Annotated in this window: 19 protein-coding genes; 6 read left to right on the top strand and 13 right to left on the bottom strand. The window is 67.6% G+C overall.

Features of this window, described 5'->3' with window-relative positions; genetic code table 11:
- Positions 1 to 28 precede the first annotated feature (28 nt).
- Positions 29 to 661: a LysE family translocator gene (locus AC3DE2_RS15325; RefSeq protein ID WP_488426915.1), complete on the top strand. Its 633-nt coding sequence runs from the start codon at positions 29 to 31 to the stop codon at positions 659 to 661.
- 108 nt (positions 662 to 769) lie between these two features.
- Here the strand turns inward: AC3DE2_RS15325 and AC3DE2_RS15320 are convergent, their stop codons facing one another.
- Both AC3DE2_RS15320 and AC3DE2_RS15315 read right to left on the bottom strand, forming a co-directional pair.
- A complete protein-coding gene (locus tag AC3DE2_RS15320) occupies positions 770 to 946 on the bottom strand; it encodes a 30S ribosomal protein THX (protein WP_295375849.1) in 177 nt (58 codons plus the stop codon).
- A 113-nt stretch (positions 947 to 1059) separates the two neighbouring features.
- A complete protein-coding gene (locus AC3DE2_RS15315; RefSeq protein ID WP_488426914.1) occupies positions 1060 to 1467 on the bottom strand; it encodes a MerC domain-containing protein in 408 nt (135 codons plus the stop codon).
- Positions 1468 to 1562: 95 nt separating this feature from the next.
- On the opposite strand from AC3DE2_RS15315, the gene AC3DE2_RS15310 reads away from it, so the two are divergent.
- The 3 genes from AC3DE2_RS15310 (at position 1563) to AC3DE2_RS15300 (ending at position 5625) form a co-directional block, all read left to right on the top strand.
- Positions 1563 to 3743 (top strand): TonB-dependent receptor, encoded by a 2181-nt coding sequence (locus AC3DE2_RS15310; protein ID WP_488426913.1) that lies wholly within the window; start codon positions 1563 to 1565, stop codon positions 3741 to 3743.
- A 227-nt stretch (positions 3744 to 3970) separates the two neighbouring features.
- The gene (locus tag AC3DE2_RS15305) at positions 3971 to 4408 is read left to right on the top strand and encodes a MarR family winged helix-turn-helix transcriptional regulator (protein WP_488426912.1); all 438 of its coding nucleotides are present in this window, start codon (positions 3971 to 3973) and stop codon (positions 4406 to 4408) included.
- Entirely contained in the window at positions 4405 to 5625 is a 1221-nt protein-coding gene (locus tag AC3DE2_RS15300) for an MFS transporter (RefSeq protein ID WP_488426911.1), read from the top strand. Before AC3DE2_RS15305 ends, AC3DE2_RS15300 begins: the two co-directional genes overlap by 4 nt.
- A gap of 138 nt (positions 5626 to 5763) precedes the next feature.
- Here AC3DE2_RS15300 and AC3DE2_RS15295 read toward each other — a convergent pair whose 3' ends face one another.
- Both AC3DE2_RS15295 and gltX read right to left on the bottom strand, forming a co-directional pair.
- Positions 5764 to 6264: a transcriptional repressor gene (locus AC3DE2_RS15295; protein WP_488426910.1), complete on the bottom strand. Its 501-nt coding sequence runs from the start codon at positions 6262 to 6264 to the stop codon at positions 5764 to 5766.
- 13 nt (positions 6265 to 6277) lie between these two features.
- Positions 6278 to 7684, bottom strand: a complete 1407-nt coding sequence (gene gltX, locus AC3DE2_RS15290) for a glutamate--tRNA ligase (RefSeq protein WP_488426909.1) — start codon at positions 7682 to 7684, stop codon at positions 6278 to 6280.
- Positions 7685 to 7862: 178 nt separating this feature from the next.
- Here gltX and lpxH point away from each other — a divergent pair, with 178 nt between their 5' ends.
- Positions 7863 to 8612 carry a UDP-2,3-diacylglucosamine diphosphatase gene (lpxH, locus tag AC3DE2_RS15285; RefSeq protein WP_488426907.1) on the top strand — a complete coding sequence of 250 codons (750 nt, stop codon included), beginning with the start codon at positions 7863 to 7865 and terminating at the stop codon, positions 8610 to 8612.
- Positions 8613 to 8707: 95 nt separating this feature from the next.
- On the opposite strand, the gene AC3DE2_RS15280 is transcribed toward lpxH, so the two are convergent.
- The 8 genes from AC3DE2_RS15280 to AC3DE2_RS15245 form a co-directional block, all read right to left on the bottom strand.
- Positions 8708 to 9526 carry a ferritin-like domain-containing protein gene (locus AC3DE2_RS15280; protein WP_488426905.1) on the bottom strand — a complete coding sequence of 273 codons (819 nt, stop codon included), beginning with the start codon at positions 9524 to 9526 and terminating at the stop codon, positions 8708 to 8710.
- Between the two features lie 73 nt (positions 9527 to 9599).
- The gene (purF, locus tag AC3DE2_RS15275; RefSeq protein WP_295375832.1) at positions 9600 to 11069 is read right to left on the bottom strand and encodes an amidophosphoribosyltransferase; all 1470 of its coding nucleotides are present in this window, start codon (positions 11067 to 11069) and stop codon (positions 9600 to 9602) included.
- Between the two features lie 21 nt (positions 11070 to 11090).
- Complete coding sequence (locus AC3DE2_RS15270) at positions 11091 to 11678, bottom strand: CvpA family protein (RefSeq protein ID WP_295375830.1); 588 nt, start codon at positions 11676 to 11678, stop codon at positions 11091 to 11093.
- Positions 11679 to 11694: 16 nt separating this feature from the next.
- Positions 11695 to 12693, bottom strand: coding sequence for an SPOR domain-containing protein (locus AC3DE2_RS15265; RefSeq protein ID WP_488426903.1), 999 nt, complete (start codon positions 12691 to 12693; stop codon positions 11695 to 11697).
- A gap of 64 nt (positions 12694 to 12757) precedes the next feature.
- Positions 12758 to 14032: a bifunctional tetrahydrofolate synthase/dihydrofolate synthase gene (folC, locus tag AC3DE2_RS15260; protein WP_488426902.1), complete on the bottom strand. Its 1275-nt coding sequence runs from the start codon at positions 14030 to 14032 to the stop codon at positions 12758 to 12760.
- 2 nt (positions 14033 to 14034) lie between these two features.
- Complete coding sequence (locus AC3DE2_RS15255; RefSeq protein WP_488426901.1) at positions 14035 to 14613, bottom strand: hypothetical protein; 579 nt, start codon at positions 14611 to 14613, stop codon at positions 14035 to 14037.
- A 22-nt stretch (positions 14614 to 14635) separates the two neighbouring features.
- Positions 14636 to 15280, bottom strand: a complete 645-nt coding sequence (locus AC3DE2_RS15250) for a histidine phosphatase family protein (protein WP_488426899.1) — start codon at positions 15278 to 15280, stop codon at positions 14636 to 14638.
- A gap of 125 nt (positions 15281 to 15405) precedes the next feature.
- Complete coding sequence (locus tag AC3DE2_RS15245; RefSeq protein ID WP_488426897.1) at positions 15406 to 17577, bottom strand: S46 family peptidase; 2172 nt, start codon at positions 17575 to 17577, stop codon at positions 15406 to 15408.
- A 206-nt stretch (positions 17578 to 17783) separates the two neighbouring features.
- On the opposite strand from AC3DE2_RS15245, the gene tdh reads away from it, so the two are divergent.
- Positions 17784 to 18818, top strand: coding sequence for an L-threonine 3-dehydrogenase (gene tdh / locus AC3DE2_RS15240; protein WP_488426895.1), 1035 nt, complete (start codon positions 17784 to 17786; stop codon positions 18816 to 18818).
- 195 nt (positions 18819 to 19013) lie between these two features.
- On the opposite strand, the gene AC3DE2_RS15235 is transcribed toward tdh, so the two are convergent.
- Positions 19014 to 19823 (bottom strand): TorF family putative porin, encoded by an 810-nt coding sequence (locus AC3DE2_RS15235; protein WP_295382105.1) that lies wholly within the window; start codon positions 19821 to 19823, stop codon positions 19014 to 19016.
- Positions 19824 to 19835 lie beyond the last annotated feature (12 nt).

Genomic DNA, 19835 nt, shown 5'->3' with positions numbered 1-19835 from the left:
CCACACTTCCACACGCTGGAACATCGCCATGCCCGAACCCTCTACCCTGGTCGCATTCGCCCTCATCTGCCTGGGCATGGTGCTGACGCCGGGCCCGAACATGATCTACCTGGTGTCCCGATCGATCTCGCAGGGACGGATGGCGGGCCTCGTTTCGCTGGGCGGAGTGGCGCTGGGCTTCGTTTTCTACGTGCTGTGCGCGGCCTTCGGCATCACCGCATTGATGATGGCGGTCCCCTACGCCTACGACGCGCTGCGACTGGGCGGCGCGCTGTATCTGCTCTACCTCGCATGGCAGGCGATACGGCCGGGGGGACGCTCCCCGTTCCAGATCCGCGATCTGCCCCGGGACGGCCGACGCAAACTGTTCGCGATGGGCTTTGCCACCACCCTGCTCAATCCAAAGGTCGCGGTCATGTACCTGTCGCTGCTGCCGCAGTTCATCGATCCGGCGCACGGCAGCGTGCTGGCCCAGTCGCTGCAGCTGGGGCTTCTCCAGATTTCGGTCAGCGTCAGCGTCAACGCGCTGATTGTGATCATGGCCGGTTCGATTGCCCTGTTCCTCGGCCAACGTCCGCTGTGGCAGACCGTACAACGCTGGCTGATGGGTACCGTCCTGGCCGGCCTGGCCGCACGCATGCTGGTCGAAGGCCGGCGCTGATCGCTTCCGGCACGCGCCCCGCGTTTCGACGCACGCAAAGAAAAACCCCGGCGCGAGCCGGGGTTTTCTTTTTCCTGCTGCCGGATCCGTGGACCCGGCGCGGAAGGCTTACGCCTTGGCGACGGCCTTCTTGGCCACGGCCTTCTTGACCGGCGCCTTCACCACGGTCTTCTTGGCGGTCGCCGTGGCGGCGATACCGGCCTTGGCCACGGTGCTCTTGCGCGCGTTGCCGTAGCTGGACACGTAGCGCTTGCCCTTGGCGGTCTTGCGGTCACCCTTGCCCATCGTTGTTCTCCTGATTCATTGAATTGCCGCGCTGGCGGTACAGCCCGGGCGGGGCCGTGCGCGAGGCCGCAAAGCCTATCACAGCGGCGCCTGAAAGCCTTGGCCCGCGCGTCTCAATGCGCGCAGCTGGCGTCGTGGACGTGCCAGTGGTTCAGCCGCAGGTTCACCAGGTGGGCGAGCCCGACCAGGGTGCCGCCCAGGGTCATCACGATGGCGTGGACGATCATCGGCTCGTGCAGTGGCGGATACAGCACGCCGGCCCACAGGGTGACCAGTCCGACGATGAGCAGGCCCAGCGCCCGGAACGTGCGATGCCGGCGGTAGCCCCAGAGCAGGCTGAACAAGCCCAGCACGGTCACGAATACGACGAACGTCCGCTCGAAACCGTCGCCCAGCCACGCCGACAGGCCCAGCGACGGAATCGCCGCGAGCAGAAAGGGAGTCAGCGCGCAGTGGATGGCGCAAATCAGGGAACCGGTGGCGCCGAAGCGGTCCAGCAGGCGGCGGAAACGTTCGTTCATGGCGGCAAGTATGACTTCCGGGAGGGGTGTCTTATCGACATTGGTATATTATAACATTCGTCAAGCCCTTCCCATTCATCTGGATCTCCTCCTCCATGAAGCCATCCCGTCCCTTCCCCCCCCGCCGCCTGCTCGCCAGCGCCCTGGCCCTCGCCGTCCTCGCCCCCGCGGGTGCCGCCCTGGCCGCCGACACCGACGCGGATGGCCCCCGGCAGCCGCGCGATCTGGATGCCGTGGTGGTGACCGCTTCGCCGCTCAAGGGCAGCGCCGAGTCGCTGGCCAAGCCGGTGGACGTGCTGGTCGGCGAGGAACTGGACCGCAACAAGGCCGCCACCCTCGGCGATACCGTCGCCAAGCTGCCGGGCGTGCAGACCACCTTCTTCGGCACCGGCGTGGGCCGTCCGATCATCCGCGGGCAGGAAGGCCCGCGCGTGCAGGTGCTGTCCGGTGGCATCGGCTCGATGGACGCTTCCACCGTCAGCGCGGATCACGCGGTCACCATCGAACCGTTCCTGGCCGATCAGATCGAAGTGCTGAAAGGCCCGGCCACCCTGCTGTTCGGCAGCGGCGCGATCGGCGGCGCGGTCAACGTGGTCGACGGCCGCCTGCCCGACACCCTGCCCGAGGATCCCTTCAGCGGGCGGGTGGAACTGCGCGGCAACACGGTCAACGACGAGCGCAGCGGCATGTTCCGGCTGGACGGCGTCAACGGCAACTGGGTGCTGCACGTGGATGGCCTGGTCCGCAACACCGATGATTACGACATCCCCGGCTACGCCATCCTCGAACACCATGACGAGGGCGAAGAGGATCACGCGCACGAGGAAGAACAGCCGAAGGGCGTCCTGCCGAACAGTTCGGTGCGCACGCGCGCCGGCGCGGTCGGCGCGACCTGGCTGGGCGAGAAGGCCTACTTCGGCCTGGCCGCCAGCACCTACCGCAACAACTACGGCATTCCCGCCGGCGCCCACGTCCATGACGACGACCACGGCCACGAACACGAAGGCGAGGAAGAGGAAGCCCACGAGGAGGAAGGTCCGGTCCGCATCGACATGGTGCAGAACCGCATCGACGTGAAGGCCGGTATCTACGACCCGTTCCCGTTCCTTGAAGCCATCAATCTGCGCGGCGCCTACAACGACTACGAACACGTCGAACTGGAAGGCGGCATGCCGGCCACCCGCTTCACCAATCGCGGTCGCGAACTGCGGCTGGAAGCGGTGCAGAAGGAACTGGCCGGCTGGCGTGGCGCATTCGGCCTGCAGTACGGTCGCAGCGATTTCGGCGCGATCGGCGAGGAAGCTTTCGTCCCGGCGACGCTCACCGATACGCTCGGCGTGTTCGTGGTGCAGGAGAAGGAATTCGGCCCGTGGAAGCTGGAACTCGGCGGCCGCCATGACCAGGTCAAGCTGGATCCGGAAGGCCACGCGGATCGCGACTTCAACGTGACCAGCCTGTCCGGCGCGGCGATCTGGCGCATCAATCCCGCGTTCGACCTGCGCTTCGGCCTGGACAGCGCCGAGCGTGCGCCGACCAACGAGGAACTGTTCGCCGCGGGCACCCACGTCGCCACCCAATCGGTGGAAATCGGCGACGCCAATCTCGAAAAGGAACGCAGCCGCCGCGCGGAAATCGGCCTGCACGCGCACACCGATCGCGTCGAATTCAAGCTGGCCGTCTACCAGACAAACTTCAAGGACTTCATCTACCTCGCCGATACCGGCATCGAGGAAGGCCTGCCGGTGCGCCTGTGGACGCAACAGGATGCCAAGTTCAAGGGCGTGGAGGCCGAGGCGCGCATCAAGCTGATCGATTCCGATGCGGCGGGCGCCTGGGATCTGCGACTGTTCGGCGACACCGTGCGCGCGGAACTGGATGGCAGCGGCACGCGCAATGTGCAGTTCGACGTGCCGCACGGCGATCACTCGCATCATTACGCGGTCGATGTGGCCCAGGGTGGCAACCTGCCGCGCATCGCGCCCACCCGTTTCGGCGCCAATCTCGACTGGTCGCTGGGCGGCTGGCGCGCCTCGGTCGGCGCGGTCCGCTACGCCAAACAGGACGACGTCGCCCGGAACGAGGAGCCCAGCCCGGGCTACACCCTGGTCGATGCCCATCTGGCCTATCGCTGGGAGCGTCCGGAAACCAGTTGGGAAGTGTTCCTGGACGGCAGCAACCTGACCGATGAGGAAGCGCGCCCGCACACCTCGCTGCTGCGCGACTTCTCGCCGCTGCCGGGCCGCGGCGTCGCCTTCGGCGTCCGCGCCTACTTCTGACGGGCCTCTCTCCACCCGTGTGAAGCACGGCCACCCTTGCGGGTGGCCGTTTTTGTTTTGGGAAGCAAGGCATCGGGCCTTCCGGTCGCGGGTGGCGCAGCGCTGGTTCGGCGGCTCCGGTCGCGTCCACGAACGGCCCCATCCGCGGCGCCCTCGGCCTGCGGACGGGCACATTGATTTATGTGCATATGCACCTATAATCCGGTTCCCGCCCCGGGTTCGCGCCCATGTCCTCCTTCCGCAGCCCCTGCACCTGTTTCCACCTGCGCCGGGCGACCCGCCGGGTCACCCAGATCTACGACCGCGAACTGGCGGCGGTGGATCTGAGCCTGAACCAGTACAGCATCCTGCGCCGGGCCGGCGAATCGCCGCGCACGCTGGGCAGCCTGGCCGACGAACTCGGCATGGACCGCACCACACTCACCCGCAACCTCAAGCCGCTGCTGGCCGCCGGCATGCTGGTCGAGACGCGCGGAGAAGATGCCCGCCAGCGCCTGCTGCGACTCGCCGACGCCGGCCGCACGCGCCTGCAGGCGGCGCGCCCGCACTGGCAGCGCGCGCAGCACACCATCGACGAAGCCTTCGGCAGCGAGGCCGTCGCCCGCCTGCACGCCGATCTCGAAACCCTCACCGAACGCCTGCACGTGCTGGAGACCGCCGAATGACCACGACCTCGCGCACGCCCTGGGCGTTGCTGCTGGCCGCCGCCGCGACCCTGATGGTCACGATGGGCGCGCGCCAGACCACCGGCCTGTTCGTCGCCCCGATCCATGAAAGCACCGGAGTCGGCATCGCCGCGATCAGCTTCGCCCTGGCGATCGGCCAGTTCACCTGGGGCGCGGTGCAACCGGTATTCGGCGCAATCGCCGACAAGCGCGGTTCGACCGGCGTGCTGGTGCTGGGCGCGATGTTGCTGGCCATCGGCTTGGCGCTCACGCCCTGGATGACGTCGCAGTGGGGCCTGATGTTCACCCTGGGCCTGTTGACCGCCGCCGGTGCCGGCGCCGGCAGTTTCTCGATCCTGATCGGCACCACCGCGCAGCAGATGGCGCCGGAGAAGCGCTCCTTCGCCGCCGGCTTCATCAATGCCGGCGGGTCGATGGGACAGTTCGTGTTCGCGCCGCTGGTGCAGATGATGATCAGCGTCGCCGGCTGGGCCACCGCGATGTATGGTCTGGCATTGGCGTCGCTGGCGGCGATTCCGCTGGCCTGGCCGCTGCGGCGGCGCACCGCGCAGGCGCCCGCCGCCCACGCCGGTGACGTGCCGGTGGAAATGACCCTGCGCGAACAGCTCGGCGTCGCCCTGCGTGATCGCAGCTACTGGATGCTGCACCTGGGCTTCTTCACTTGCGGCGTGCACATCGCCTTCCTGGTCACCCATCTGCCCGGCGAGATCGCGCTGTGCGGCTTGCCGGCCAGCGTGTCCGCCGCCTCGATCGCGCTGATCGGCCTGTTCAACGTCGCCGGCAGCCTCGCGGCGGGCGCGCTGGGCCAGCGCTACCGGATGAAATGGATCCTCGCGGTGATGTACGCCAGCCGCGCGCTGATGATCGCGATCTATCTGGTGTCGCCACCAACGCCGCTGACTTTCTACGTGTTCGCCGCCGCGCTGGGCTTCACCTGGCTGGCGACCGTGCCGCCGACCGCCGGCTTGGTCGGCAAGCTGTTCGGCCCGCGCTACCTGGGCACGCTGTTCGGCCTGACCCTGTTGTCGCACCAGTTGGGCGGTTTCTTCGGCGCGTGGCTGGGCGGCGTGGTGATGGAACGCTTCGGCGATTATTCGCTGATGTGGTACGGCGACATGGCGCTGGCGCTGCTCGCCGCCGCGGCCAACCTGCCGATCCGGGAAAACGCGCCGAGGCTCAAGCTGGCGACGGCCTGATGCCCACTACCCCTGTAGGAGCGGCGTAAGCCGGAACGCCATGGCCCGGGGGGCGCGTTGATGCCGCATTGGAAAAATCAGGGTTCCGGGTAGCCGCAATTCCAGGTCGCGACTGACGTCGCTCCTACAGCTTCCCGTTCAATCCGCGTTGGCGGCTTCCGCGCAGCGCGCGCACAGGCCATGCACTTCCAGGGTCTGCGCCTGTGGCTGGAAGCCCAGCGCCTTGGCGCGCTGCTCCAGTTGCCCGACCACTTCGCGATCCTCCAGCTCCACCGCGCTGTGGCAGCGATCGCAGATCAGGAACGGCACCGAATGCTGGGCGCTGTTGGGATGATGGCAGGCGACAAAGGCGTTGACCGATTCCAGCTTGTGGACGAAACCGTTCGCCATCAGGAAATCCAGCGCGCGGTACACCGTCGGCGGCGCATCCGCGCCCACGCCCTTGGTGGCGCGCACCCAGTCCAGCAACTCATAGGCCTTCACCGGCTTGCCGGCATCGGCGATCAGCTCCAGCACGCGCGCACGGATCGGGGTCAGCCGCAGGCCGCGTTCCTGGCAGGCGTGCTCGACCGCGCGCACGAAAGCGCGCGCGTCGCTGACATGGTGTTTCGGATCCGTACAACTGTGCGTCCTGGGCATGGGGTCCCTCGTTTCAGGCTGCTCCGCCTGTCTTGATAAGCGCTGCGTCGATGCGTTTCAAGGCCTGTTCGCGACCCGCCAGGTAAACCGTCTGCGAGATGTCCGGGCTGACCTGGGTGCCGGTGATCGCCACCCGCATCGGCTGGGCGACCTTGCCCATGCCGATTTCCAGCGCGGCGGCGGTGTCGTGCAGCGCGGCGGACACCGATTCGACGGTCCATTCCGCCGCACCGGCCAGCAGCTCGCGCGCCTTGGCCAGCGGCGCATGCGCGGCCGGCACCAGGTGCTTGGCGACCGCGGCTTCGTCGTAGCTCTCCAGCGGCAGGTACCAGACGGCGGCGCGTTCGGCCATTTCCTTCAGGGTCTGCACACGATCGCGCATCGCCACCACCACATCGGCCGGGCGCGGACCCTGGTCGACATCCAGGCCCAGCTTGCGCAGCTGGTATTCCAGGTGCGGCGCGATGCTCTCCGGCTCGTCCGACTTCAGGTAGTGCTGGTTGACCCAGCCCAGCTTGGCCATGTCCAGGCGCGCGGCCTTGGAGTTGACGTCCTCCACCGAGAACAGATCGATCAGCTCCCGGCGGCTGAAAATCTCCTGGTCGCCATGCGACCAGCCCAGCCGCGCCAGGTAGTTGATCAGCGCATGCGGCAGGTAACCGGCGTCCTTGTACTGCATCACGTCGGCCGCGCCGGTGCGCTTGGACAGCTTGGCGCCCTGCTCGTCCAGGATCATCGGCATGTGGGCGAACTTCGGCACCGGCACGCCCAGCGCCTCGTAGATGTTGATCTGGCGCGGGGTGTTGTTGATGTGGTCATCGCCGCGGATGACGTCGGTGATGCGCATGTCCCAGTCGTCGACCACCACCGCGAAGTTGTAGGTGGGGAAACCGTCCGGCCGGAAGATCACCATGTCGTCGAGTTCGCTGTTGCTGAACTCGATGCGGCCCTTGATGCGGTCGTCGAACACCACGCTGCCCTCGGTGGGGTTCTTGAAGCGGATCACCCGGTTGGGATCATCGCGGTACGGCAGGTTCTGATCCCGGGCGCGGCCGTCGTAGCGTGGCTTCTGCTGGGCGGCCATCGCCGCCTCGCGCATGGCGTCGAGTTCTTCCTTGCTCTCGTAGGCGTAGTACGCCTTGCCATCGGCCACCAATTGCTCGGCCACCTGGCGATAGCGTTCGATGCGGTGGGTCTGGTAGATCGGGCCCTCGTCGTAGTCCAGGCCCAGCCAGTCCATCGCTTCCAGGATCGCGTCGATGGCGGCCTGGGTGCTGCGCTCGCGATCGGTGTCCTCGATGCGCAGGATGAAGTCGCCTCCACGATGCCGCGCTTCCAGCCAGCAATACAGCGCGGTGCGCGCGCCGCCGATGTGCAGGTAGCCGGTGGGACTGGGGGCGAAACGGGTACGGCAGGTCATGGACGGACTCGGCAAACTGAATGGGGCGATTTTACCTGAAGGCCGGGAACGGGGATTCGGGATCGGGGATTCGGAGCGGTCGCAGGATCGCCTTGGAGCCAGCGTCATGCGCCTGGATTTCCCGCGGGAACCGCCTGCCCACCTCAATCCCCAATCCCGGCTGCCTTATCATTCCTCCATGACCACGCTCTTCATCTCCGACCTGCACCTGGACGCCGAGCGCCCGGCCATCACCGAGCTGTTCGGCGCCTTCATGCATCGCGAGGGCCGCCAGGCCGAGGCGGTGTACATCCTGGGCGATCTGTTCGAGGCCTGGGTGGGTGATGACGATCCTTCGGAGACCGGCGCCTATGTGGCCGATCGCATCCGCGAAGTGGTCGAGCTGGGCGTGCCGGTGTACTTCATCCGCGGCAACCGCGATTTCCTGGTCGGCGACGCCTTCGCCCGGCGCGCCGGCATGCGCATCCTGCCGGATCCGGCGGTGGTGACGCTGTACGGACGTCCTGTCCTGCTGATGCATGGCGATCTGCTGTGCACCGACGATGTCGCCTACCAGCAGTTCCGCGCGCAGACCCGCGATCCCGCCTGGCAGCAGCAGTTCCTGGGCCAGCCGCTGGCGGCCCGCCTGGCGTTCGCCGCCCAGGCCCGCGCCGCCAGCCAGGCCCGCCAGCAGGGCATGATCCAGTCCGATCGCGCGCAATTCGAGACCGTCACCGACGTGACCCCGGCCACCGTGGATGCCGCCCTGCGCCGCTTCGGGGTGGACACGCTGATCCACGGCCATACCCACCGTCCGGCCGTCCACGAGTTCGACATCGACGGACGCGCCTGCCGGCGCATCGTGCTGGGTGATTGGTACGAGCAGGGATCGGTGCTGCGCGTGGATGCGAACAACCGGGTGCTCGAGTCGCTGCCTTTTACGCCCTAGCCGTTCCATCCGCAGCGCGGAGCTTGCGCCGCTGGCACTCCCGGATCCGGTGGCGCCGACGCCCCGCATAAGTCCACGCCCCCCTCAACGGGGCGCTAACGTGGCGCTTCGGCCTGCAGGGCCAGCAGTTCATCTTCATCGAAACCCGCCGACAAGCGCGCCTGCAGATTGAACGGGCCATGCAGGTAACCGCCCGCGTATTCCTTCAGCAGTTCGCGGAAGCGTTGGCGCGGTTCGATGCCCGCGCGCTGGCAGTACCAGCGGTACCAGCGTGACCCGGCGGCGACGTGCGCGATTTCCTCGCGCAGGATGATTTCGAGGATGTCGGCGGTGGCATCGTCGCCGAGTTCGCGCAGCTTGACGATCATCCCGGGCGTCACGTCCAGGCCGCGCGCCTCCAGCACGCGCGGCACCAGCGCCATCCTTGCCAGACCGTCGTGCGCGGTCTTCTCGGTCATTTCCCACAGGCCATTGTGGGCGTCGAAGTCGCCGTACTCGTGGTCGTACTCGCGCAGGCGATCCCGCAGCAGCACGAAATGCCGCGATTCGTCGCTGGCCACTGCCACCCAATCGGCGTAGAAATCCGCCGGCAACCCTCGGAAGCGGTAGACCGCGTCCCAGGCCAGGTCGATGGCATTGAGTTCGATGTGGGCGATGGCATGGATGAAGGCCGCGCGGCCCTGCGGATTGCCGAGACCCCGACGCGGCAGATCGCGCGGATGCACCAGCGCCGGTCGGGGTGGCCGGCCGGGCATGCGGATGGGTTCCGGTCCGGGCGCCTGCGCCGGAATCGCCAGTTCACCGCGCCGGAAGGCGTCGGCATATCGCTGGGTCAGCGCGACCTTGTCGTCGACCACCGCCGCATCCAGGCAGATGCGCGCGGCCTCGAACAGATTGCCCGGCAAAGCGCTCATGACAAGTGTGGCGGTTTCAGGCAATCCGGCCTCGGCTTTTGCCAATCCGGAATCCCCGATCCCAATCCCCGCTTCAGGACACCCGGCGCTTGCGCTTGGCCTCGTCCGAACGGGCCTGCTGGATGCGCTCGAAATAGCCAGGCTCGATGCCGGTGACGTACTCGCCGTCGAAGCAGGACGAATCGAATTTGGTCAGCTGAGGATTGCCTTCGCGCACCGCCGCTTCCAGATCCTCCAGATCCTGGTAGACCAGCCAGTCGCAGCCGAGCAGCTTCTCGATTTCCTCGACGCTGCGATCGTGCGCGACCAGTTCGTCCACCGCCGGCATGTCGATGCCGTAGATGTTCGGGTGGCGCACCGGCGGCGCGGCCGAGGCCAGGTAGACCTTGCGCGCACCGGCGTCGCGCGCCATCTGCACGATCTGCTGCGAGGTGGTGCCGCGCACGATCGAGTCGTCGACCAGCAGCACCACCCGGTTGCGGAATTCCAGGTGGATCGGGTTGAGCTTGCGGCGCACCGATTTCACCCGCTCGCTCTGGCCCGGCATGATGAACGTGCGGCCGACATAGCGGTTCTTGATGAAGCCCTCGCGGTACTTCACGCCCAGCACGTTGGAGATTTCCAGCGCGGCGTCACGCGAGGTGTCCGGGATCGGGATGATGGTGTCGATGTCGTGATCCGGGCGCAGGCGCAGGATCTTCTCGCCCAGCTTCACGCCCATGCGCATGCGCGCCTTGTGCACCGACACGTTGTCGATCATCGAGTCGGGGCGGGCGAAGTAGACGTACTCGAAGATGCACGGCGCATGCTGCTTGGCATCGGCGCAGATTTCGGAGAACAGCTCGCCGCGCGCGGTGATCACCAGCGCCTCGCCCGGCATCACGTCACGCACGCGCTGGAAACCCAGGATGTCCAGCGCCGCCGATTCGGAGGCCACGATGTATTCGACGCCCTCGTTGTGCTCGCGCTTGCCCAGTACCAGCGGACGGATGCCGTTGGGATCGCGGAACGCCACCAGGCCCAGGCCCAGCACCACGCTGACCACGGCATAGCCGCCGCGCACGCGGCGGTGCACGCCGGCGACCGCGCGGATGGCCGTCTCCGGCGACAGGGTGCGCTGCAGGTCCAGTTCGTGCGCGAACACGTTCAGCAGCACTTCGCTGTCGGACTCGGTGTTGATGTTGCGGCGATCCTGGGCGAACACTTCCTGGCGCAGCGCCTCGGTGTTGATCAGGTTGCCGTTGTGCGCAAGCGCGATACCGTAAGGCGAGTTGACGTAGAACGGCTGCGCCTCGTCCATGCCCTCGGAGCCGGCGGTCGGGTAGCGGCAGTGGGCGATGCCCACGCGGCCTTCCAGCACGCTCATGGCCTTGGCGTTGAACACGTCGCGGACCAGGCCGTTGTCCTTGTGCACGCGCAGGCGCGTGCCGTCGGCGGTGGCGATGCCGGCGGCGTCCTGCCCTCGGTGCTGGAGGACGGTCAGCCCGTCATAGAGCTGGCCGGCAACATTCTGGTGGCCGACGATGCCGACGATACCGCACATGGATGACGCTCTCCGGTTCGATCAGTTCGAAGCTGGCGGGGAATCTGGAGCTTGCTGCGCGCCGGTTTCGTCCAGCGGCGGAGGCAAGGCGGGAAGGACGCCATTATCGCCTGCCGGAGGGCCGAAGCCAAAATCCAGTTCCGATACGGTCCATTCCGGCAGCCAGCGGCTCAGCCATTGCGCGCCCGGCAGCAGCACCGGCACCAGCCGCGACTGCGCCCAGGACGGCTCGCGCGGCAGGTCGGTGAAGCCGGCGAGCAGGACCAGGATGCAGGCCACCAGCGCGCCGCGCGCCAGGCCCAGCGCCAAGCCCAGCATGCGATCCAGCGCCGACAACCCGATCGCCTTCACCAGCAGGCGGACCAGCCAGCCGATCAGGCCGACCACGATCATCACCGCGATGAAGCTGAGCGCGTAGCCGCCGAACAGCTCGGTCGCGCCCGGGGTGCCGCCTTCGGCGAGGATGCCGGCGACTTCCGCGCCGTAGTGGAATGCCACCCAGCCCGCCAGCAGCCAGGCCAGCAGCGAAGCCAGCGCGCCGATGAAGCCGCGCAGCAGGCCGAACAGCGCCGACGCGCCGATGACGGCGGCCAGCACGAGGTCGATCATCGGCATCCGTCAGGCGTCAGGGATGCGGACGGACCATGCCGCTGATGCCGAACTTGGCCGCCACCTGCGCCTTCAGCTGATCGGCGTCGGCGCGGCTGGCCACCGGCCCCACCCGCACCCGGCTGAGGGTGCCCTTGTCGGTGCGGACCTGCTCGACGAAGGCGCTGAAGCCAGCCGCACGCACCTTGTCGCGCAGGGCGTTGGCCTCTTCGGGCTTGGAGAACGCACCAAGCTGCACGGCGAAACCGATGCTGCTGGCCGCCGGCTTGGGCGGTTCGGGCCTGGCCGCCGGCTTCTCGGCCGGAGCCGTGGCGGGCTTGGCCGGCGGCGTGGCAGCGGTCGTCGTGGCGGGTGCCGGGGTGGGCTTGGCGGGCGCGGGCTTGGCCGGTTCCGGCGGCAGCGCCTGGGTGGTGACGGCCGGGGTCGGCGCGGCGGCCTGGGCGACCGAGGGCGCGGCTGCCGGAGACGCGGCGACTTCGGCGCCGGCGTCGAGCACCACGACCTGGGCCTTCACGTCGCTGCGGATCTTCACGGCCTCCAGCCGCTGCGATTCGGCGATGGCGCGATCCGGATAAGGACCGATGCGCACGCGGTAGGCACTGCGGCCATTGATGGTGGCCGCCTCGCGGTAGCCCGGCAACCCGCCCTGCTTCAGGCGGGCGATGACCGCGTCGGCATCGGTCGCGCTGGCATAGGCGCCGAAGCTGACCGCGTAGTTGCCGCCCGCGGTCGCCGCCGGCATCAGGCCGCGATCGGCCGGCGCGGCGGCGTCGGGAGAGGCCGCCGGCGTGGCGGCCGGCAAGCCGACCGCGCCGGTGGCGGGTGCGCCGTCCGGCGTGACCAGCGGCAATTCACGGGTTTCGTACTGCCCTTCGGGCGCGTCGGGCACCTTCAGCGGCACATCCGAGACGCCGCTGTCGGGCGCCGGTCCCTTGACCAGCATCGGCAGGAAGATGACCGCCAGCGCGACCAGGACGATCGCGCCGATCAGACGCTGTTTCAGAGCAGTATCCATCAGACCCCACGCTACGCCACGGCGAGAATCCCGCGATTATACGGTGCCCGTTCCGGGCTTCCCGTCATTCGGATGAACGCAGGGCGCGCAGTGCTTCGGCGGCGGTGTGGAAGGAACCGAACACCAGGATGCGCGAACCCGCCGCTGCATCGCCGCGCGCCGAGGCCAGCGCTTCGGCGACCGTGGCGTGCCGGCGTCCCGAACCTGCCGCGGTATCGGCGAGGCGCCCGGCCAGCGCCGCCACGTCCTGCCCGCGCGGCGTATCCGGCTCCAGTCCGGCCAGGTGCCAGCGCACGTCCAGGCCATCGAACGCGGCGACCACGCCGGCCGCGTCCTTGTCGGCCAGCGCGGCATACACCAGTTGCGTCGGCGCGGGCGGCTGCGCGCGCAGCCAGGCCGCCAGTTCGCGCGCGGCCTGCGGGTTGTGGCCGACATCGACCACGATATCCACGCCATCGCGGACCAGCACCTGCAACCGTCCCGGCAGCCGCGCCGCGGCGATGCCCTCGGCGAAGGCGGCATCCGGCGGTGGCGTCTCCAGCGCGCGCAGCGCGGCGATCGCGGCGGCGGCGTTGTTGCGTTGGACCGGCGCGGCTAGCGGCGGATTCGGCAGCTCCAGTTCGGCGCCGACCTCGCGCCAGCGCCAATGCTGTTCGTCGATCGCTTCCTGGAAGAAATCGCTGCCCAGCCGCAACGCGTTGGCGCCGATCGCGTAGGCATGCCGCAGCACGCTGGACGGCGAGTCGATTTCGCCCAGCACCAGCGGCTTCCATGCACGCGCGATGCCGGCCTTCTCCCGGCCGATGCTCTCGCGATCCGGCCCCAGCCAGTCGACATGGTCGATGTCGACGGTGGTGATCACCGCGACATCGGGATCCACCAGGTTGACCGCGTCCAGGCGTCCGCCCAGCCCCACTTCCAGCACCGCCAGATCCAGCTGCGCCTGCTGGAACAGCCACAGCGCGGCCAGCGTGCCGAATTCGAAATAGGTCAGCGGCACGTCGTCGCGCGCCTGCTCCACCGCGACGAACGCGGCGATCAGCTGCTCGTCGCCGGCGTCGTCGCCGTCGATGCGCACGCGCTCGTTGTAGCGCAGCAGGTGCGGCGAGGTATAAGCGGCCACCCGCCAGCCGGCGGCGCGGCCGATCGATTCGATGAACGCCACCGTCGATCCCTTGCCATTGGTGCCGCCGACCGTGATGACCTGGCTGGCCGGCCGCCCCAGCCCCAACGCATCGGCCACCGTGCGCACGCGCTCCAGGCCCATGTCGATGGACCTGGGGTGCTGCTGCTCGATGTAGGCCAGCCAGTCGTCGAGGGTTTGCGGGAGTGACGCCATCTTCATTCCTGGGAGTAGATGTGCTGGATGCTGAAACCCAGCGCGGATCGCCGGCCGGTCAGCACCACTTCGACCTGCTGGTCCGGGTGGCGATGGTAGAACGCTTCGCGGATGCACAGGTAGGAAGGAAACGCGCCTTCCATCGGGCCACCGGACAACCGGTAGTCGCAGGCGCGCCGGCTGCGGGTATGACGGGTTGCCATCACGTGGCTTTCGCGCACTTCGCTGCCGAACACGCGGGTGATGCCCCACGGCAGCGTCTTGATGGCGATCAGCCAGGAAACGAAGCCGAGCATGCAGGGAATCGCCACCAGCAGGAACAGGAACTTCAGGAACCCCTTGTCGACCAGTGGGCCCATGCGCCCCTTGCGGCTGGCATGCGCGAACAGCAGCGCGGTTTCGAGCACGCCCACGATCAGGAAGATCACCGCCATGTGGACGCCCCGCAACACCGGCGCCGGCGCGAAGTCCACGAACATGCCCGTCATCACCAGCGCCAGAACCGCCAGCGCCACCAGCGCGCCGACCCATTGTTCGCGGGCCGGCCGTTCGCTGCCGAACACGGTCTGCTTCCAGCCCATGCCGGATGCCCGCGCGACGCGGTTACAGCGCGCGGTGCTTGGCTTCGCCGAAGAACGGCGTGTGGTGCGCGCAGTCGTTCAGGCGCACCACTTCCAGCCGCTCCACATCCGGTCCTTCCAGCAGGTTGAGCGTAGTCGGCGCCTGGCGGAAGGTCCACAGCTTGGCGATGGGCAGGCCGAGGATGCGGCACAGGATGACCCGGTTGACCGCGTCGTGGGCGACCACCAGCAAAGTGTCGCCCTCGCCCAGTCCATCGGTCGCGCGCACCAGCCCGCGCCAGGAACGATCCAGCACCTGCCGCAGCGATTCGCCGCCCGGCATCAGCACGGTGTCGGGTTCCTCGCGCCAGGCGTGCAGGCGCGCGGGATCCTTCTCGTGGATTTCGCTGGCCAGCAGGCCTTCCCACTCGCCGTGGGCGATTTCCTGCAGATCCTCGTCGGTGGTCAGCATGTCGGCGCGTGACGGGCCCAGCGCGAAGCGCGCCGTCGTCGCCGCGCGGGTCAACGGCGAGGCCACCGCGCGGGTAATCGGAAGGTCCTGCAACCGTTGGCCCAGCGCCTGCGCCTGTGATTCGCCGATGGGCGAGAGGGGAATGTCGATTTGGCCCTGGTAGCGGCCTTCGGCGTTCCACGGCGTTTCGCCATGGCGGGCAAGCAGGATGCGCATGCGTGGGGGATTCCGGCTGGGGGGAGCGCCGTTTCCAACCCCGGAAACGGCAACGGGAGCAGATCATACCGCTCCCGTTGCCTGGTTCCGCCCTTTTTCGGTGGGTCAGACCATTTTCCGACCGCTTACTTCGCCGCCGGAACGTTCATTTCCTTCAGCAGCTGCGGCGCCGGATAGACCTCCTGCATGATCCAGCGCAGGTAACGGCCGTCCACCGCGATCATGCGGGTCATCTTGGGATCGAACACCCAGTTGGAGCTGACCGATTCCCAGTTGCCGTCGAAGGCCAGGCCGACCAGCTTGCCGTTCGCGTCCAGCACCGGCGAGCCGGAGTTGCCGCCGGTGATGTCGAGATCCGACAGGTAGTTCACCGGCACCGAACCGATGCGCTTGTCTTCCAGGCCGCCGTAGCGCTTGGCCTTGACCGCATCGAGCAGCGCCTTCGGCGAATCGAACGGATCCTGCCCGGTTTCCTTGGCGACCACGCCTTCCAGGGTGGTGAACGGGGTGTAGGCCACGCCGTCCTTGGGCTCGTAGCCCATCACGTTGCCGAAGGTGATGCGCAGCGACAGGTTGGCGTCCGGATAAACGAACTCGCCCTGGCTTTTCTTGTAGTCGGCCAGCGCCTGCAGGAATACCGGACGCGCGACCAGCGACTCGCCCATGCGGGTCTTGCGCTCCTGCTCCAGCTTCAGCAGGGTCGGCATTACCGCCACCGCGTACTGGATGGCCGGATCGGTGCTGGCTTCGAAAGCCTTGCGATCGGCCTTGAGCCACTTCAGGCGTTCCTCGGTGCTGCCCAATTGGGTGCCGGCCAGCTTGTCGAGCGCGCGCTTGACCGCGGCCGCGTCGTTGCCGCCCAGCCAGGCGTCGACCGCCGCCACGTGCTGGGCCGCCGGCAGCTTGACGTATTCGTTGAGCCAGTACTGCTGGATCTGCCGATCCATGGCCGGCACGTAACGGCGCTCCATCTGCTTCATCGCGCCTTCGATGCCCGGCAGATCGCGCTCCTGGTAACCGGACTCGCGCTCGGTGTTGGGCTTCTCGTTCTCGATCGACAGGCGGTACAGCGTGGTCGCCACGCCGATCACGCCGCTGTTGCCGAACTGGCCGACCACCAGATCGCGCTCCCGGGTGGTCTTGGCCTGCTCGGCCAGCGCCACCAGTTGGGCGTGCGCGTCCAGCGCCGTCTTGCCCTTGCCGCCCTGGCCCTTCAGCCAGTCCAGCACCGCGGTTTCCTCGGCGTGCTTCTGGCCGGCGGCATCGATGCGCTTGAAGCCTTCCAGCTGGCCTTCGAAATTCTTGCTGGTGTTGTTCCAGCCGGCCATGCTGCTGGCGTACTTCACCGCGATGTCCGGGTTGGTCTTGCCGGCCGCCTTCACCATTTCGATCAGCGCCTTGTAGTGGCGCGCGACGGTCGGATAGGTCCAACTGGCCGTGTTGTCGAACTCGGTGGCCAGCGCGTAGCGGTTGGTGGAGCCCGGATAGCCGGCCACCATCACGAAGTCGCCGGCGCCCAGCGGCTGGTCGGCGAACTTCAGCCAATGCTTGGGCTGGTACGGCACGTTGTCACTGGAGAACGCGGCCGGCTTGCCATCCTTGCCGACGTAGGCGCGGTAGAACGAGAAGTCGCCGGTGTGGCGCGGCCACATCCAGTTGTCGATGTCGCCGCCGAACTTGCCTACGCTGCCGGGAGGCGCGTACGCCAGGCGCACGTCCTTGATTTCCAGGTTCTTGAACAGGCGATAGGTGTTGCCGCCGGAGAAGCTGTACAGGCGGCAGCGGAAACCACCTTCGGCTTCGCAGTCGGCGACCAGCTTCTTGTCGAACGCTTCCAGCGCCCGGGTGCGCGCCAGCGGATCGTTGCCGGCGGCGGCGATCGCGGCCCTGGCTTCGGCGGTCACGTCCTTGATGTCGTCGAGCACGTAGACGCGCGCGTTCGGACCGGCGCTGACTTCGTCGGCCAAGGTCGGGGCGTTGAAGCCGTCCTTGATCAGGTTCTTCTCGGCGGTCGAGTTGAGCTGGATGGCGCCATACGCGCAGTGATGGTTGGTGACCACCAGGCCCTGCGGCGAGACGAAGCTGGCGGTGCAGCCGCCCAGGGCGACCACGGCGCCCATCGGATCGCCGGTCAGGTTGGACAGTTGTTCCGGCGAGAGCTTCAGCCCGGCCTTCTTCAGCGGACCGGCGATCTCCGGCAGTTGCTGCGGCACCCACATGCCCTCTCCGGCATGGGCGAGGCCGGCCGGCGCGAGGCAGGCGACGGCGAGTGAAGCAGCAAGCAGGTTGAGGCGCATGGGTGAATCCCCTTGGAAAAATGAACGTTAGATTGTAACGGCCGTGGCCGGTTGGCCGACCATGACTTTCGGCCTAGATCGGCTCGGCCCGCCCGCACCCGCTCCGGGGCCCGGAACGAAAGGCCTCGCCCGTCGCGGCTTACCATACGGTTCCGGCCGCCCGCGTATAATCCGCGCCCTCACCGTCCCGGTCCGGAACACATTCCATGACGCAAATGATGAAGGCGCTGGTCAAGCGCGAAGCGGCCAAGGGCATCTGGCTGGCAGAGGTGCCGGTGCCGCAGCCCGGCCCGAACGAAGTGCTGATCAAGCTCGAGAAGACCGCCATCTGCGGCACCGACCTGCACATCTACCTGTGGGACGAATGGAGCCAGCGCACCATCAAGCCGGGCCTGACCATCGGCCACGAGTTCGTCGGCCGGATCGCCGCGCTCGGTTCGGCGGTCACCGGCTATGAAGTCGGCCAACGCGTCTCGGCCGAAGGCCACATCGTCTGCGGCCACTGCCGCAACTGCCGTGGCGGGCGCCCGCACCTGTGCCCGAACACCGTCGGCATCGGCGTCAACGTCAACGGCGCCTTCGCCGAATACATGGTGATGCCGGCCAGCAACCTGTGGCCGATCCCGGACCAGATCCCCAGCGAACTGGCCGCCTTCTTCGATCCCTACGGCAACGCCGCGCACTGCGCGCTGGAATTCGATGTCATCGGCGAGGACGTGCTGATCACCGGCGCCGGCCCGATCGGCATCATCGCCGCCGGCATCTGCAAGCACATCGGCGCGCGCAACGTGGTGGTCACCGACGTCAACGACTATCGCCTGAAACTGGCCGCCGACATGGGCGCCACCCGCGTGGTCAACGTCGCCAACACCTCGCTCAAGGACGTGATGGCCGATCTGCACATGGAAGGCTTCGACGTGGGCCTGGAGATGAGCGGCAACCCGCGCGCGTTCAACGACATGCTCGACTGCATGTACCCCGGCGGCAAGATCGCCCTGCTCGGCATCCTGCCCAAGGGCGCCGGCGTGGACTGGGATCGGATCATCTTCAAGGGCCTGACCGTGCAGGGCATCTACGGCCGCAAGATGTACGAGACCTGGTACAAGATGACCCAGCTGGTGCTGTCCGGTTTCCCGCTGGGCAAGGTGCTGACCCACCAGTTGCCGATCGACGATTTCCAGAAGGGCTTCGATCTGATGGAAGCGGGCAAGGCCGGCAAGGTCGTGCTGAGCTGGACCTGATGTGCCGGTTCCCCCGCAACGCGGGGGAAGGAAGAGCCTGCCCGTACCTGATACGGGGTGCCGAAGGCGGATGGGGGCATGGATGCATCGCACGCGCCGAACGCCATCGGACGAGCGTCGCGCAGCATTCCAAGTGACCGCAAAAGAAAGAAGGGCGCCGCGAGGCGCCCTTCTTCTTTTCCGCATGCGACAAACTCAGTTGCCGATGCTGATGGTCAGCGCGACCCGGTTGTCGTAGATCTCGCCATCGGCCTTCAGCACATCGGCATCGGAGCCGAACGTGGTGTAGTAGCCGAGGGTGGCGGTGGCCGGACCGAAGGTCTTGTTCAAGGTCAGCGCGCCGTCGAAGTAATCTTCCACGCCGTAGTTGAAGCGCTCGCCCTCGACCCACTCCTCGCCGTAATCGACCGTGGTGTAGCCAACCGAAGCGCCAACCGAGAAACCGCTGTCGCCGATGTCGTAGGCGGCGGCGAGGTTGGCGTAGCTCTCCTTCGCCTTCGGAGTCAGGTCGCCGTAGTCCGGCGCGTAGGCGAGCATGCCGGAGATTTCCACCGGACCGGCCCAGGTGAGCTTGGCGATGTACTCGTTGTAGTCGCCGCTCGACACGCCGGAGCTGGCGCCGTGATAGGTGTATCGGACCGCGCTGACATCAAGGTTCCAGCTGTCGTTGAAGTCATGGCTGTAGCCGACGAAGGCGTCGAGCTCGAAGTTCGGGCCGCGCAGGCCGGCGGCCGGATCCTCGTCGCCGAAATCGACGTTGGAGCCCCACAGGCCCACGTACAGGCCGAATGGCGCGGTATAGGTCAGGCCCGGCTGGAACGCCGGACCTTCATCGGTCTGGGAGACGCCACGGAAGACGTAATCGGTGGTGACCGCGATCGACCAGGTGACGGGGGATTCGGGTTCGGCGTCGGCTTCCGCCGCGGCCTCCTGCGCAAACGAAACGAACGGAACCGCCGCGAGCAGGGCGACGGCAACGGCGGTGCACAACTTGACTGGCTTCATCCGGGCTCTCTC

This window comes from Pseudoxanthomonas sp. 68-E7 (assembly GCF_057773145.1).
This window is presented reverse-complemented; position numbering and strand designations above follow the sequence as displayed.